Origin of the sequence: Brevundimonas sp. (assembly GCF_031412435.1) — a bacterium.
Taxonomy (GTDB): domain Bacteria; phylum Pseudomonadota; class Alphaproteobacteria; order Caulobacterales; family Caulobacteraceae; genus Brevundimonas.
In genome coordinates this window covers 34,069-48,391 of the sequence record NZ_JANODA010000032.1, presented here as the reverse complement: position 1 = coordinate 48,391, position 14,323 = coordinate 34,069, and the positions used below count along the sequence as shown (strand labels likewise).

Annotated in this window: 16 protein-coding genes; 14 read left to right on the top strand and 2 right to left on the bottom strand. The window is 68.9% G+C overall.

Annotated elements, in window-relative coordinates:
- The 9 genes from RMO01_RS06085 to RMO01_RS06045 form a co-directional block, all read left to right on the top strand.
- Window positions 1-859 (top strand): UbiD family decarboxylase (locus RMO01_RS06085; protein ID WP_309628147.1); only part of this gene is annotated, 859 nt, incomplete at its 5' end.
- A gap of 31 nt (window positions 860-890) precedes the next feature.
- Window positions 891-1,508 carry a hypothetical protein gene (locus RMO01_RS06080; protein ID WP_309628146.1) on the top strand — a complete coding sequence of 206 codons (618 nt, stop codon included), beginning with the start codon at window positions 891-893 and terminating at the stop codon, window positions 1,506-1,508.
- 46 nt (window positions 1,509-1,554) lie between these two features.
- Window positions 1,555-3,378 carry a M14 family metallopeptidase gene (locus RMO01_RS06075; RefSeq protein ID WP_309628145.1) on the top strand — a complete coding sequence of 608 codons (1,824 nt, stop codon included), beginning with the start codon at window positions 1,555-1,557 and terminating at the stop codon, window positions 3,376-3,378.
- Between the two features lie 3 nt (window positions 3,379-3,381).
- On the top strand, window positions 3,382-3,804 hold the full coding sequence (locus RMO01_RS06070; protein ID WP_309628144.1) for an MAPEG family protein: 423 nt from the start codon (window positions 3,382-3,384) through the stop codon (window positions 3,802-3,804).
- A 39-nt stretch (window positions 3,805-3,843) separates the two neighbouring features.
- The gene (locus tag RMO01_RS06065) at window positions 3,844-5,190 is read left to right on the top strand and encodes a metallopeptidase TldD-related protein (protein WP_309628143.1); all 1,347 of its coding nucleotides are present in this window, start codon (window positions 3,844-3,846) and stop codon (window positions 5,188-5,190) included.
- The gene (locus RMO01_RS06060) at window positions 5,187-5,981 is read left to right on the top strand and encodes a 3'(2'),5'-bisphosphate nucleotidase CysQ (RefSeq protein WP_309628142.1); all 795 of its coding nucleotides are present in this window, start codon (window positions 5,187-5,189) and stop codon (window positions 5,979-5,981) included. Before RMO01_RS06065 ends, RMO01_RS06060 begins: the two co-directional genes overlap by 4 nt.
- 28 nt (window positions 5,982-6,009) lie before the next feature.
- Window positions 6,010-6,264 (top strand): DUF4170 domain-containing protein, encoded by a 255-nt coding sequence (locus RMO01_RS06055; protein WP_309628141.1) that lies wholly within the window; start codon window positions 6,010-6,012, stop codon window positions 6,262-6,264.
- A gap of 49 nt (window positions 6,265-6,313) precedes the next feature.
- Entirely contained in the window at window positions 6,314-6,541 is a 228-nt protein-coding gene (locus tag RMO01_RS06050) for a hypothetical protein (protein ID WP_309628140.1), read from the top strand.
- The gene (locus tag RMO01_RS06045) at window positions 6,538-6,753 is read left to right on the top strand and encodes a hypothetical protein (RefSeq protein WP_309628139.1); all 216 of its coding nucleotides are present in this window, start codon (window positions 6,538-6,540) and stop codon (window positions 6,751-6,753) included. Before RMO01_RS06050 ends, RMO01_RS06045 begins: the two co-directional genes overlap by 4 nt.
- Window positions 6,754-6,756: 3 nt before the next feature.
- On the opposite strand, the gene RMO01_RS06040 is transcribed toward RMO01_RS06045, so the two are convergent.
- Entirely contained in the window at window positions 6,757-7,422 is a 666-nt protein-coding gene (locus RMO01_RS06040; protein WP_309628150.1) for a fused DSP-PTPase phosphatase/NAD kinase-like protein, read from the bottom strand.
- An 82-nt stretch (window positions 7,423-7,504) separates the two neighbouring features.
- Here RMO01_RS06040 and RMO01_RS06035 point away from each other — a divergent pair, with 82 nt between their 5' ends.
- The 5 genes from RMO01_RS06035 to lpxK are packed head-to-tail and all read left to right on the top strand — an operon-like array spanning window position 7,505 to window position 12,912.
- Window positions 7,505-8,065 (top strand): hypothetical protein, encoded by a 561-nt coding sequence (locus tag RMO01_RS06035; protein WP_309628138.1) that lies wholly within the window; start codon window positions 7,505-7,507, stop codon window positions 8,063-8,065.
- A 39-nt stretch (window positions 8,066-8,104) separates the two neighbouring features.
- Entirely contained in the window at window positions 8,105-9,931 is a 1,827-nt protein-coding gene (locus RMO01_RS06030) for an ABC transporter ATP-binding protein (RefSeq protein ID WP_309628137.1), read from the top strand.
- A gap of 1 nt (window position 9,932) precedes the next feature.
- Window positions 9,933-10,619 carry a lysophospholipid acyltransferase family protein gene (locus tag RMO01_RS06025; protein ID WP_309628136.1) on the top strand — a complete coding sequence of 229 codons (687 nt, stop codon included), beginning with the start codon at window positions 9,933-9,935 and terminating at the stop codon, window positions 10,617-10,619.
- Window positions 10,616-11,908: a 3-deoxy-D-manno-octulosonic acid transferase gene (locus RMO01_RS06020; RefSeq protein ID WP_309628135.1), complete on the top strand. Its 1,293-nt coding sequence runs from the start codon at window positions 10,616-10,618 to the stop codon at window positions 11,906-11,908. The genes RMO01_RS06025 and RMO01_RS06020 overlap by 4 nt, the downstream gene beginning before the upstream one ends.
- On the top strand, window positions 11,905-12,912 hold the full coding sequence (gene lpxK, locus RMO01_RS06015) for a tetraacyldisaccharide 4'-kinase (protein WP_309628134.1): 1,008 nt from the start codon (window positions 11,905-11,907) through the stop codon (window positions 12,910-12,912). The genes RMO01_RS06020 and lpxK overlap by 4 nt, the downstream gene beginning before the upstream one ends.
- On the opposite strand, the gene RMO01_RS06010 is transcribed toward lpxK, so the two are convergent.
- The gene (locus RMO01_RS06010; RefSeq protein WP_309628133.1) at window positions 12,897-14,216 is read right to left on the bottom strand and encodes an amidohydrolase family protein; all 1,320 of its coding nucleotides are present in this window, start codon (window positions 14,214-14,216) and stop codon (window positions 12,897-12,899) included. The genes lpxK and RMO01_RS06010 overlap by 16 nt on opposite strands.
- Window positions 14,217-14,323: the final 107 nt, after the last annotated feature.

The window sequence follows — 14,323 nt, the reverse complement described above, 5'->3', positions numbered from 1 at the left end:
CCTGCCCTGCGCCGTCGTGCTGGGCGCCGATCCGGGCACGATCCTGGCGGCCGTGACGCCAGTGCCCGACACCCTGTCGGAATATCAGTTCGCCGGTCTGATGCGCGGCCAGAAGGCCGAACTGGTTCCCTGCAAGACCGTGCCCCTGATGGTCCCCGCCAACGCCGAGATCGTGCTGGAAGGCCACGTTCTGTTCGACGAGCACGCCGCTGAGGGCCCCTACGGCGACCACACCGGCTACTACAACTCGGTCGAGACCTTCCCGGTCTTCCAGGTCACCGCCATCACCATGCGGAGGGACCCCATCTATCTGACCACCTTCACCGGCCGCCCGCCCGACGAGCCCTCGGTGCTGGGCGAGGCGCTGAACGAGGTCTTCATCCCCCTGCTGCGCGCGCAGTTCCCCGAGATCACCGACTTCTGGCTGCCGCCCGAGGGCTGCAGCTACCGCATCGCCGTGGTGTCGATGAAGAAGGCCTACCCCGGCCACGCCAAGCGCGTGATGATGGGCGTCTGGAGCTATCTGCGCCAGTTCATGTACACCAAATGGGTCATCGTCGTGGACGACGACATCGACGCCCGAGACTGGAAACAGGTCATGTGGGCCATGGCCACCAAGATGGATCCGGCCCGCGATATCACCCTGATCGAGAACACCCCGATCGACTACCTCGACTTCGCCAGCCCCGAGAGCGGCCTCGGCTCCAAGATCGGCCTGGACGCCACCGACAAATGGCCGCCCGAGACGAAGCGCGAATGGGGCGAGGAAATCCGCATGGACCGCGAAGTCATAGACCGCGTCTCGACGATGTGGGATCGCCTCGGATTACCGGGCGACGGGACGCCGATCTGGAAGTAGAATCCGCGTTGAAAACCGCCTGGGGGGCGATTTGAGCGACTTCGAGTTCTTCTTTAGCTTCTACGGCCTGCTGCTGGGTCTTTCGGTCGCCGAGCTGGTCGGCGGGTTCTCGCGGGTGCTTCATGAGCGCCAGCGGGTGCGCTTCGGCTGGCTGACGCCCCTGCTGGCCCTGTTTGTGGCCCTCGACCTGGCGACGTTCTGGAACCAGGCCTGGCGCTTCTTCCGGGACGCCCCCTTCAATCCGGCCCTGCTCCTGATCGGCCTGGTTATCGCGGCTACCTTCTACATCGCCGCCAGCGTCACCTTCCCGCGCGTGACGGCCGAGGGGGTCGAGACCCGGATCGACCTCGACGACCATTTCTGGGCCCATCGCCGCGTGGTGTTCGGCTGCGTCTTGGCCGCCAATGCCATGGTCTGGGCGCTGCTTGGCCTTCTGGCTCTCGCCGACCCGGCCTGGTCCGCATTCTGGACCCCGCGCCTCATCTTCGGTGTCATCCTGTTCGCCGTCTGCAATGCGACGGCCGCGTTTGCGCCGCAGCGAAGCGTCGTGATCGGGGCGCTCATCGTGGTTCTTGCCTACACACTGTGGAACATGGTGCGGGCAGGCTCGCAGCTCATCGCCGCAGGAGCATGGTCGCCGCCCGTTTGACGCCACCAAGGCTTGCAAGATCGACCCTATGGGACGACGAAGGGCCATGCGCACCGCCCTCCTGTTCGCGGCCCTGGCCGCCCTGTGTTCGAGTCCCGCCATGTCCCAGTCGCTCACAAACACCGCCGCCTGGGACCAGCCCTTCCTGCCCCCCGCCCTCGATTGGAACGGTGCCAGCCGGGCCCTTCTGGCCGACCCGTCCAACCCCTGGATCACCGATTTCGAGCGCGACCCGGCCCGTGACGTCAGCCCTGACTACGCGGCCACCCGCGCCTGGTTCGACCGTCTGGACGCCGCCTCCGACCTGATCCGGATCGAACAGTTTGGCATCTCGCCCGAGGGCCGTCCGATCTATGCCGTCATCGCCTCCCGCGACGGCGCGACCCTCGATCCGGCCAAGCCCGTCCTTCTGGCCCACGCCGGCATCCACCCCGGCGAGATCGACGGCAAGGACGCGGGCATGATGCTGCTGCGAGACATCGCGTTCGGCGACAAGGGCGACCTGCTGGACCGTGCCAACCTCGTGCTGATCCCCATCCTGTCGGTCGACGGCCATGAGCGGGCCTCTCCCTACAGCCGCCCCAACCAGCGCGGCCCCCGCATCCAGGGCTGGCGCAACACCAGCACCAACCAGAACCTGAACCGCGACTTCCTCAAGCTGGACCAGCCCGAGATGCGGGCCCTCCGCACCTTCATCAACGCCCTGAAGCCGGAGCTGTATCTGGACATCCACGTCACCGACGGCATGGATTACCAGTACGACATCACCTACGGCTTCAACGGCGAGTTCGACTCCTACAGCCGCTCCCCGGCCTCGTCCGCCTGGCTGGACGACGTGTTCAAGCCCGCGCTCGACGCGGCGCTGGAGGCCGAGGGCCACATCCCCGGCCGGCTGGTGTTCGGCATCGACGACCAGAACCCCCGCGCCGGTCTGAATGACGGCGGCCTGGGCGAGCGCTTCTCCAACGGCTGGGGGGCGGCCGCCCATGTCCCGACGGTCCTGATCGAGAACCACAGCCTCAAGCCCTATGCGCAGCGCGTGCTGGGCACCTATGTTTTCATGGAGGCGTCGCTGCGCCTCCTCGCCGAACAGGCCGGGCCCCTGCGCGCTGCCATCACCGCCGATCAGGCCCTGCGCCCGGCCGAGATCCCCGCCAACTTCGAGGCCGACCCCGTCCCGCACCAGACCCGCGCCTTCAAGGGCGTGCTTTACGAAACCTACGACAGTCCGGCCTCGGGTCGGCAAGAGATCCGCTGGCTGGGTCGCCCGGACACCGAGGTATGGCAGTTGCCCTACTATGGCTCCCGTCCGTCGCTCAGCCTGCGCCGCCCGACCGCCTACTGGGTCCCGGCCTATCGCACCGACCTGATCGAGCGCCTGCGCCTGCACGGGCTCGCCTTGGAAACGCTGGATGCCCCGCGCACCGTTGCGGTCGAGATGTTGCGCCTCAACGATCCCACGATCGCCACGCGGGCCAATGAGGGTCACGTCCAGATGGCCGTCACCGACGTCACGCCCATGCAGCGCCACTGGACCTTTGCGCCCGGATCGGTTCGCGTGCCGACGGATCAGCCGCTGGGCGACATCGCCGTCCTGCTGCTGGAGCCGCAGTCGTCAGAGAGCTTCTTCGCCTGGGGCCTGTTCCCGGAAATCCTCAGCCGCGTCGAATACATCGAGGGCTATGCGATCGCACCGCTCGCCGAAGCCATGATGGCGGCCGATCCGGCGCTCAGGGCCGCGTTCGAAGCGAAGGTGGCGTCCGATCCCGCCTTCGCAGCGAACGGAGACGCCAGATTGTCATGGTTCTACGAACGAACCCCGTTCTATGATGACCGCTACCGGCTCTATCCCGTTGCACGCGAGAACTGATCCATGGCCCTCCTGACCGACATGACCGCCGCCCAGGCCGCGGCCCTGTGGAGCGGCCTCATGGTCCTCCTTATGGTCTTCCTCGCCTCGCGCGTGATCATGACCCGCCGGGCCAACCGCGTTCTGCTCGGAGACGGCGGAAACGCCGAGCTCAGCCTGGCCAGCCGTATCTTCGGCAATGCGTCGGAGTACATCCCCGCCGGCATCGGTGCCCTGGCGTTGCTGACCCTGCTTGGCATGCCCGGGCCCGCCATCCATGTCGTCGGCGGCATGCTATTCCTGGGTCGCCTGATCCATGCCTTCAGCCTCAGCAACAGGAAACCGACGATCGGTCGCGTCATCGGCATGACCCTGACCCTGTTCGCCCTGTTCGGTGCCGGAGGCATGCTGGTGGTTCACGCCTTCATCGGCACACCGCACGGCTAGGGCCGTTGCGGGCAAGGCCCGGGTCCGCCATATCGGGCCATGCCTGACAGCCTGACGTCCCCCGACATCCTGCACGACCTTGTGGCCGCCGCCCTCCGGGCCGGGGCCGATGCCGCCGAGGCCGTGACGGCCGAGCGCGCCTCCCTCTCAGTGGGTGTCCGCAACGAGGCCCTGGAAGACGTCGAACGCGAGGAAAGCCGCGATCTGGGCCTGCGGGTCTTCGTGGGCCGCCGCCAAGCCTCCGTGTCGGCCTCCGACCTTTCCCCCGCGACCCGGGCCCGCCTGATCGAGCGCGCGGTCGCCATGGCCCGTCTCGCGCCCGAAGACCCCTGGTCGGCCCTCGTCCCCGCAGACCGTCTGGCACGGGGCCCCTTCGCGGACCTGCAGCTGTACGATCCGTCCGAGCGATCCGCCGCCGAACTGGAACGTGTCGCGGCCGAAACCGAATCGGCTGCCCTCGCCGTCCCCGGCGTCGCGCGCTCGGAGGGTGGCCATGCCTCGACCGCCTCCAGCCGATGGCGTCTGGTCACGTCCGAGGGCTTCGAAGGAGCCTATGGTGCCACGGGCTTTTCTCTGGGCGCAGGCGTCATCGCCGAAAAGGACGGGGCGATGGAGCGCGGCGGCGAAAGCCGCTCGACCCGCTGGCTGTCGGACCTGCCGGATGCCGCCAGCATCGGTGCCGAGGCCGGTCGCCGCGCCATCGAGCGCCTGTCGCCCCGCAAGATCGCCTCGACCACGGCACCGGTCATCTTCGATCGCCGCGTCGCCGGACAGGTGCTGTCGCCACTCCTCGGGGCCATCTCCGGCCCGTCGATCGCCCGCGGCACCTCCTTCCTCAAGGATCGGATGGGTCAGTCCGTCCTGCCCCGCGGGGTCAGCCTGGTCGAGGATCCCTTCCGGATGCGCGGCCTAGGCTCCGCGCCCTTCGACGACGAGGGCTCACCGGTCACGGCCCGGAGCCTGGTCGATGACGGCGTCCTGACCACATGGCTGCTGAACGCCTCGGCCGCCGCCCAGCTCGGCCTAGAGAGCACCGGCCACGCCTCGAGGGGGCTGGCGGGACCGCCCGGGGTCTCGACGCACAACGTCCACCTGACGCCCGGCGACCTAGACCGCGACGGCCTGATGAAGCGCGCGGGCGCGGGCCTGATCATCACCTCCATGTTCGGCCCCTCGCTGAACGCCAACACCGGGGACTGGTCCGCCGGCGTCTCGGGCCTGTGGTTCGAGAACGGCGAGATCGCCTGGCCGGTCAGCGAGATCACCGTCGCCGGCAACCTGATCGACCTCTGGGCCCGCATGGTGCCCGGGTCGGACCTGGAGTTCCGGTCGAGCTTCAACAGCCCGTCCCTGCTGATCGACGCCGTCGCCATCGCGGGCAAATGACCGACCTGGGCTCCGACCTTCACCTGATCCGCGCGGCCGCCCTGCGCGCCGGTGCCCTGGCCGAGGCCGAGCGCGACCGCGGCCTTCGGATCGATCACAAGGTCGGGGGTTCCCCCGTCACCAACGCCGACCTCGCCGTGGACGCCATGCTGAAGGCCGAACTGCTGACTGCCCGGCCCGATTACGGCTGGCTGTCCGAGGAGACGCCCGACACACCCGGGCGCCTTTCGAAAGCGCGCATCTTCGTCGTCGATCCGATCGACGGCACCGTCGCCTATATGAAGAACCAGCCCTGGTGGTGCGTGCCCATCGCCATCGTCGAGGATGGCGTGCCCATAGCAGCCGTCATCCACGTGCCGGCCTTGAACGAGACCTTCGAGGCGACCCTGGAAGGCGGCGCGCGCCTGAACGGCCGCACGATCATGGCGTCGGACGTCGACACGCTTGATGACGCGGCTGTCCTCGCCGATGCCCGCCTCATGGAGGGACCCCACTGGCCCGAGCCCTGGCCGCCCATGCGCTACGAGAAGCGCAATGCCCTGGCCTATCGTATGGCCCTGGTCGCGTCGGGAGCCTTCGACGCCGCTATCGCCCTGACGCCCAAATGGGACTGGGACGTCTGCGCGGGGGCCCTGATCGCCACCGAAGCGGGTGCGAAAGTCAGCGATCATCACGGCCGCCCCTGGCGGTTCAACCAGCCCGATCCCCGTCAGGCCAGCCTGGTCTGCTCCGCGCCGGCGCTGCACCCGTTGATCCTGCGGCGCACAGGGCCTATCCCGCTGGCGACCTGACCCCTCCGCTCCCGCCGGAAAGCCATTCATGACCGACGCCCCCAATACCGCCGATCCGCAGCTGCTTCACCTCGTCATCGGTGGAGAACTCCGCCACCTGGATGCGCCCGTCTTCCGGGACCTGTCCAAGGTCGAGTTCGTCGGTGCCTTCCCCAACTATGCCGAGGCCAAGGCCGCCTGGAAGGCCCGCGCCCAGGCCACGGTCGACAACGCCCACATGCGCTTCTTCATCCTTCACGCCCACCGGATGATCGATCCCCGCGGCGAGGCGATCAGCGGTTGAATCCTCGCCACATTCGGGCGTTAGCTTGTCTGGCCACAGGAGCGACACGATGATTCCGACCCTTATCGTTCTGGGATTTCTGGCCTTCGGCGTGGCCATCGTGGCCTTTGCCACGCGGCATCGCGGACCGGGCGCAGCACCGGCGCCCCTCGATCCCCAGACCGGCTGGAACGATCCGATCACGCCCGCCAACGTCTCCACGAGCGAAGACCCCTTCGCCCACGCGCCCCAGATGGCGGTCGTCGACCCCGTGCGCACCACCGAGCCGCACGCATGACCCTTTTCGGCACCACACTGGACGGCGGCCAGATCGCAAGCCTCATCGGACTGCTGGCTGTTCTTGGGCTCTGGATCGGAGCCTTCGGCCGCGAGCGGGGCTATGCCCGCTGGTTCAAGGCCAGGGAAGCGGATCGCAAGGCGCGGCACGAAGCCGGCAAGGCCCCTCCGGCAAGCGACCCCGACAAGCCCCCGACCGGACCCTGGGGCTGACGGCTACTCCCGCTTCAGCAGCCGTTCGGTCAGCAGGGTTCCCCACCAGGACGCCCGGAAGCGCTGGCGCATCGCCCAGGGGTCATAGGCATCGGACTCGACCCACTCCATGAACCCCACGCCGGTCGGCTCCACCTCGTTGATGTAGGTCTCGACGAAATAGTCCAGCACCCCCGTCAGCCCCTCACGGCTGTGCAGGTAGCGCTTGGACAGCTCGCGCTTCGCTTCGGAGATCGGCTCGCCGAGGTGAAAGTGCCGATAGAACACCGCCATCAGCCCCGCCCGGTCCGCGCCCGATTTGCAATGGATCAGGGCGGGATACTCGATCGAGGCGAACAGGTCGCGCGCCCGCTGCACGCGGTCCCTGGACGGCGGATCGCGCGAGTCGAGCGGGGCGTCGATCAGCGTCAGGCCCAGCCTCTCGCACGCCGCCTTCTCGAGCCAGTAATAGCCTTCGTCACGCTCGCCGCGCAGATTGATGACCGTCTTGATGCCCCGCCGGGCCCAGCCTTCGAGCTGGCGCGGCGATGGCTGGTTGGTCCGGACCAGATCCGGCCCGATCCAGTGGGCGTTCGAAAACGCCAGCCTCAGGAAGGCGTGATCGTTCCAGAAAAGGTCCCGCTCCGCTGCCTTCAGGCCGGCCTGCGTGCTCAGGTCAAATCTGCTCATCTGGTGAGACATAGACAGGGCGACACGCCGCGTCATCCCGTGCAGGATCATCGCACCGCCCCGCAGCCTTCTGAAGTGTCCCATGCGCCTCTCTGTTCTCGCCCTGGTCCTGCTGCCCGTTCTCGCCGGTGCCTGTTCGCCGCCCGACGATGACGTTGCCACGGTGACAGGGTCGACAGCCGCTCCGCCAGCCGCTGGTTCGGGCCAGATGGACCCGGGCAGCGACCCCGCACTCGGCGCTGCGATTGCGCAGGCGCTGGGCGATTCGGCGGAGAATACCCGCCTTGTCGTCCGGTTCGCCCCGGGCCAGACGCCCCCTTTGGCGCTGGTCTATCTCGTCGGATCCGACTGGTGCGGTAGCGGCGGGTGCAACCTTCTCATCCTTCGCCAGACGACAAACGGTTGGGCCGAGGTCGGCAACGTCGCGCGGTCTGGTGCACCGGTCCGGGTCCTGGCGACCTCCACCAACGGCCTGCCCGACCTCGGGGTCCTCGTGTCCGGTGGCGGCGGCCCGCCGGCCTATGAAGCGAAGCTGGCCTTCGACGGTCAGTCCTATCCACGGTTTCCGCCAGACGAGGCCCTGGTCGGCGCGCAGGGCACGGTCGTCATCACCGACGCCGACATCGCAGCGCCGGCCGAGTGATCCCTTGACTTGCGGGGCGACGCGTCCGACCTCCGCCCCATGAGTTCGCCCGTGAACGACGAGAAAGCCCCCCTGCGCCCGCTGCTGGTGCGGATCTGGCGCGACTATCTCTCGCATCACAAGTCCGCGCTGTTCGCGTCGATCCTGTGCGCGGTGGCCGCCGGCGGCCTGAACGCCCTGACCCTGAAGCTGCTGGAGCCTGCGATCAACGGCCTGTTCGTCGATCCGGACGCGCCGATCAGGCTGTGGGGCCTGTTTCCCATCCCGCCTGGGCAGAGTCTGATCTGGATCCCCGCCGCGATCGTCGCCGTGGCGTTCGTGTGGACCCTTGCGTCGCTGGGCCAGGCCGCCCTCGTCAATCGCCTGGGCCACGGGATCGTCGGCGACATCCAGGTCCGTCTGTTCGGAGCGATGATCCGCGCCGACCTGGCCCGCCTGCGCAGCCAGCACACCGGAAGTTTTGTGTCGTCCGTCCTGTTCGATGCCAATCTGGTGCGCGAGGCCTTCACCTCAGGCGTCGTCAACTACACGCAGAATGCGGTGACTCTTCTGGCAGTCATCGTCGGCATGGCCTTCATCGACTGGCAGCTGACGCTGGTCGTGCTTCTGGGTGTGCCGCTCATCAGCTTCGTCCTCCGCCGCTTCTCGAAGCGCACGCGCAAGGCCACCGTGGGCGCGATGAGGGAAACCGAGACACTCTCGACCGCCCTGATGGAAAACCTCGACGGTGTGCGCCTCATCAAGCTGGAAAACCGGGAGGCCGCCGAACAGGCCCGGGTCGGCGACGTCGTCGCTCGCCGCCAGAGGCACGTCATCAAGAGCGCCGACAGCCGCGCCTTCGCCGGGCCTTTCAGCAACCTGGTCGCCATGATCATCGTCGCCACCGTCATGGTCTACGCCGGCTGGAAGTCGCGCGACGGCCAGATGAGCGTTGGGGCCTTCGCCGCCTTCATCGGTCTGCTGATGCTGGCGGGCCAGTCGCTGCGCCAGGTCGTGAACCTGCAGACCGTGATGATCGAGGGCCTGACCGCCGCCCGCCGGCTGTTCGCCTCGCTGGATATCGAGCCGGAAATCCGCCAGGCCGCCTCGCCCGTGGCCCTGCCCGAAGGCCCGGCCACCGTCGTCTTCGACGGTGTCTCGTTCTCCTACGCCTCCGCCGCCCCGACGATCTCGGACGTATCGCTGACGGTCGCACCCGGCGAGACAGTGGCCCTTGTCGGTCCGTCGGGTGGAGGCAAGTCGACCCTGCTCAGCCTTCTGCCCCGCTTCTACGATGTGACGGCCGGGACCATCACGATCAACGGCATCGACCTGCGTGAGCTCAGCCTGACCGACCTGCGCGCCCGCATCGCCCTGGTGACGCAGGAGCCCTTCCTGTTCGACGACACCATAGAAGCCAATATTGCCTACGGCCGGCCCGGGGCCACGCCTGAACATATCTCAGAGGCGGCCCGATCTGCAGCCGCCCACGACTTCATCACCGCATTGCCCGACGGCTACCAGACCCGTGCCGGAGAGGCCGGCATGCGGCTGTCGGGCGGCCAGCGCCAACGGATCGCCATTGCCCGCGCCTTTCTGAAAGACGCACCGATTCTGCTGCTCGACGAGGCCACCTCCGCGCTCGACACCGAAAGCGAGGCCCTGGTCCAGGCGGCGCTGGAGCGGTTGATGGCGGGTCGGTCGACGTTGATGATTGCCCACAGGCTGTCAACCGTGCAGCGCGCCGACCGCATCCTGGTGCTCGAGGCCGGGCGCATCGTCGAAAGCGGCACCCACTCCGCCCTCGTCAGGAAAGGCGGGCTCTACAGCCGCCTCGCCCGCCAGCAGTCGCTGGATGGCGCACCCGCCGTCGCCACGGTCGCGTGACGTGAGACCGCTGCGCAACCCCGTCATTCAGATCATCCTGTCGTCCGTGCTCGCCGCCTGGATGCGGTTCTGCTTTGCCACCATCCGCTGGACCTGGGAGGGCCGCGAGCATGCCGAGGGGGTCTGGGCCGCAGGCGGAGGGGTGCTCTGTACGTTCTGGCATTCGCGCATCGGGCTCTCGCCGTCGTGCTGGCCTCTCGACCGTGCGCAATCGGCCAAGGCCCTGATCTCGCTCAGCCCGGACGGCCAGTTCATCGCCAGGGCCGTGGCGCTCCAGGGCTTCCCCGCCGTCCGGGGCTCCTCGGCCAACAAGGACAAGGCGGACGCGGCGAAGGGCGGATCGCAGGCGCTGCGTGACGGCCTGAAGCAGCTGAAGATCGGCGCGCTCGCGGTCACGCCGGACGGTCCGCGCGGCCCGGTGCGGGTGATGGCCGAGGGCCTGCCCCTGATGGCCAGGATGTCCGGCGCGCCGGTGCTATTCATCGGCATGAGCTGCAATCCGGCCGTGCGCCTGAACAGCTGGGACCGCGCCCTCCTGCCGCTGCCCTTCGGCCGGGGAGCCATAGTCTATGACATCGCCCGTTTCCCGGCAGGCACCGCCCTGTCCGACGTCACCGGGCCCTGGACGGGGCGCCTGACAGCCGTGGAAGCCCGCGCGGACGCCATCACCGGGCTGAAGCGGCTGTGACCCTGCCGCTCGTCTCCTACCGGCTGCTGACCCGCCTGCTGGAGCCCCTCGCACCCCGCCTGCTCGACGCCCGGGTCAAACAGGGCAAGGAGGACGCTGTCCGCGTCGACGAACGCCTCGGGGCCACCCGCGTCGCCCGTCCCGAAGGCGACCTCGTCTGGCTGCACGGTGTCAGCGTCGGCGAGACCCTGTCCCTGCTGCCCGTGGTTGAGCGGTTCGTCAAAGCCCGGCCCGACCTGACCATCCTCGTGACCTCCGGCACGGTCACCTCGGCCGAGCTTCTTGCCCGCCGCCTTCCGCCCGGGGTCATCCATCAGTTCGCGCCCGTGGACACGCCTGGCGCGGTCGCCGCCTTTCTCGACCACTGGCGCCCGTCACTGGGCGTCTTCGTCGAGTCCGAGCTCTGGCCCAACCTGATCCTGTCCGCCCGCGACCGGACGATCCCGCTGGCCCTGGTCAGCGCCCGCATCACGGAAAAGACCGCCGCCGGCTGGGCGCGGTTCCCGGCTTCCGCTCGGGAGTTGCTCTCCGCATTCCGGGTCGTGATGCCACAGGACGACACCTCGGCCGCCCGACTGCAGAACCTCGGAGCCAAGGTCCACGGGCAGGTGAACCTGAAGCTTTCCGGCGCGCCCCTGCCCCACGACGCCTCGGCCTTCACCGCCCTCAGCGCCGCCATCGGCGACCGGCCCGTGGTCGTCGCCGCCTCGACCCACGAAGGCGAGGAGATCGCGATCGTCCGCGCCCTCGACCACATCGCCGAACGGCTGTGCCTGATCCTCGTGCCCCGTCACCCGGAGCGCGGGCCCGAGATCGCCACCGCCCTGACCCGCGATGGCTATCGGTTCGCCCTGCGGTCGCGGGGCAACCAGCCGAATCCCGAAACAGACATCTATGTCGCCGACACCTTGGGCGAGCTCGGTCTGTTCCTGCGGCTGGCCGATGTCGTGGTCATGGGCGGATCATTCGGATCCTTCCTCCGTCGCGAGCCTTGGGGCGGGCACAATCCGCTGGAGCCCGCGCGCCTGGCCAAGCCCGCCGTCGCCGGCCCCGACGCCTCCAACTGGCAGGCCGTCACCGCCGATCTGGTGTCAGCGGCCGGACTTGAGCTCGTCGCCACGCCCGGCGATCTGCCTCGCGTCGTCTTCCCCCTGCTGAGCGACCCGGCCGCCGCCCGCGCCATGGGCGAGCGCGCCCGCCGCGCGGCCGCCGATGTCGGCGCCGGTCTCGACCGCCTGTGGGACGCGCTTCAGCCGCTCCTGCCGCCCCCGCCCCGGCCGCGCCGATGAAGGTCTCCACCCCCCGCTGGTGGTACCAACGCGACGCTCGCCACGGCCGCGTCGCCCGGACGCTGCTGAAGCCCGTGTCCTGGATCTGGGCCGCCGCCACGGCCCGCCGCATCGCCCGCGCCACCGCGGTCGATGTCGGCATCCCCGTCATCTCGATCGGCAACCTGACCGTCGGCGGCTCCGGAAAGACCCCCGTCGCACGCGAGGTCCTGCGGCTGTTGTATCGGAACGGCGTCAACGCCCACGCCCTGTCGCGCGGCTATGGCGGTCGCCTGACCGGCCCGCTCCGCGTCGATCCCGCCGTCCACACCGCCGCCGATGTCGGCGACGAGCCCCTGATGCTGTCCGGCGACGCCCCCGCCTGGATATCCGCCGACCGCGTCACCGGCGCCCGCGCGGCGGTCGATGCCGGCGCTCACGCCATTGTCCTCGACGATGCCCATCAGAACCCGGCCCTGAAGAAGACCCTCAGCCTGATCGTCGTCGACGGCGAGACGCGCGAGGACGAATGGCCGTTCGGCGACGGCTCGGTCTTCCCCTCCGGCCCGATGCGCGAGCCGCTCAAGGCCGGTCTGGCCCGCGCCGGCGCCGTCGTCGTCCTGCTGCCCGCCGACAGCCCGCCCGCAGATCCTGAACTGCTGGCCGTATTCGGCGACCTGCCGACTTTCATCGCCCGGCTGGAGCCCGACCGTCCGCCACCGTCCGGCCCCCAGGTCGGGTTCGCCGGCATCGCCAAGCCTTGGAAGGTCGAACGCGCCCTGATCGCCGCCGGCTGCGACTTGAAGGATTTCGCGCCCTTCCCCGACCATGCCGAATACCGGCCGGAAGACCTCGCCTTCCTCGCCGACCGCGCCGCCCTGTTCGAGGCCGGTCTGGTCACCACCGAAAAGGACTGGGTCCGCCTGCCTCCGGACTGGCGGACCCGTGTGGTCTCATGGCCCGTCGCCGCCCGGTTCGAGGACGAGGCGGGCTTCGCAGGCTTCCTGACTCAGTCGTTGCGGTAAACCACCCCGCCCTTCATCACGAAGGCCATCTGCTCCAGCGTCGTGACGTCGGTCAGGGGATCGCCCTCGACCGCCACGATGTCCGCCGGCCGCCCCGGCGCGATCAGACCGGCCTGGTCGGCGATGCGAAGATGGTCGGCCGCCACCACCGTCGCCGCCTGGATCGCCTCCAGCGGCGTCATCCCCGCCTGCACCAGAAGCGCGAACTCCTGGGCGTTGTCGCCATGCGCCGAGACGCCCGTGTCGGTGCCGAACGCGATCCGGACGCCGCCCTCATGCGCCCGTCGCGCCATGTCCAGCATCTTCGGTCCGGCCTCCAGCGCCTTGGCCGTCTGGGCGGGGGTGAAGAAGTTCGTCGGGCTCGACGCCACCCGCGCCACGAAGTCGCCGGCCAGCAGGGTCGGCACCAGATAGACGCCCTCGCGCCGGAACAGCCGGATCGACTCATCGTCCAGATAGGTGCCGTGCTCGATCGAGTCGCCGCCGGCCCGCAGGAAGGCGTTGATCCCGTCGACACCGTGCGCGTGCGCCGTCACCTGCCGCCCCATCCGGTGGGCCACCTCGACGATGGCGGCCAGTTCGGCGTCGGTGAACTGCTGGGCCAAGCCCGCCGCCGTGTTCGACAGGACCCCGCCGGTCGCCGTGATCTTGATGATGTCAGCGCCCGACCGCACCTGGGTCCGCACCGCCCGCATGCAGTCCTCCGGCCCCGAGCAGACGCTCTCGGACGACAGCAGATGCATGATGTCGTCGGTGTACCCGTTCACGTCGCCATGCCCGCCGTGGATCGAGACGGACGAGCCCGAGGCGATGATGCGCGGTCCCGCCACGTCGCCGCGCCGGATACCGTCACGGAGCGCGAAGATGGAGTCGTTGCTGGCGCCCAGGTCCGCCACGGTGGTGAACCCGGCCATGAGGGTCTTCCGTGCGAAGCCCGCGCCAATGATCGCTCCGTCCGCCGCGTCCCGCGTCACAGCATCCAGCCGCCCCGTCGGGCTCTGCTGCGAGGTCAGGTGGACATGGCTGTCGATCAGCCCCGGCAGGACGAAGGAATCACGCAGGTCGACGACGTTCTGACCCTCGCCGACGAAGCCGTCGCGGATTTCCGTGATCTGGTTCCCGACGATCACGAGAGTTTTATCTCGCAGCACAACACCGCTCTCGGGGTCCGCCAGAAGCCGCCCCGCCTGAACGAACGTCGTTTCCCCGTTCGCGGGAAAAGCCTGTGAGGCGGGGCCCTGCTGCGCCTGCGAAGGCGTGGCGAGCGCGAAAACGGCGGCGACCGCAAGTGCGACGAACTTCATAAACCTCTCCCTGATACTGTGGCGTCACCATACGCGTCAGCGGATTTCGGCCAAGGCTTCGGTTGAACCCGGCGGCGCATTTGTGAAACAACTCTTTGCTTCGGCAT

Coding starts and splice junctions, on each gene's coding strand:
- RMO01_RS06075 (WP_309628145.1), top strand. CDS start 1,555: ATGCGCACCGCCCTCCTGTTCGCGGCCCTGGCCGCCCTGTGTTCGAGT.
- RMO01_RS06070 (WP_309628144.1), top strand. CDS start 3,382: ATGGCCCTCCTGACCGACATGACCGCCGCCCAGGCCGCGGCCCTGTGG.
- RMO01_RS06065 (WP_309628143.1), top strand. CDS start 3,844: ATGCCTGACAGCCTGACGTCCCCCGACATCCTGCACGACCTTGTGGCC.
- RMO01_RS06060 (WP_309628142.1), top strand. CDS start 5,187: ATGACCGACCTGGGCTCCGACCTTCACCTGATCCGCGCGGCCGCCCTG.
- RMO01_RS06055 (WP_309628141.1), top strand. CDS start 6,010: ATGACCGACGCCCCCAATACCGCCGATCCGCAGCTGCTTCACCTCGTC.
- RMO01_RS06050 (WP_309628140.1), top strand. CDS start 6,314: ATGATTCCGACCCTTATCGTTCTGGGATTTCTGGCCTTCGGCGTGGCC.
- RMO01_RS06045 (WP_309628139.1), top strand. CDS start 6,538: ATGACCCTTTTCGGCACCACACTGGACGGCGGCCAGATCGCAAGCCTC.
- RMO01_RS06040 (WP_309628150.1), bottom strand. CDS start 7,422: ATGAGCAGATTTGACCTGAGCACGCAGGCCGGCCTGAAGGCAGCGGAG.
- RMO01_RS06035 (WP_309628138.1), top strand. CDS start 7,505: ATGCGCCTCTCTGTTCTCGCCCTGGTCCTGCTGCCCGTTCTCGCCGGT.
- RMO01_RS06030 (WP_309628137.1), top strand. CDS start 8,105: ATGAGTTCGCCCGTGAACGACGAGAAAGCCCCCCTGCGCCCGCTGCTG.
- lpxK (WP_309628134.1), top strand. CDS start 11,905: ATGAAGGTCTCCACCCCCCGCTGGTGGTACCAACGCGACGCTCGCCAC.
- RMO01_RS06010 (WP_309628133.1), bottom strand. CDS start 14,216: ATGAAGTTCGTCGCACTTGCGGTCGCCGCCGTTTTCGCGCTCGCCACG.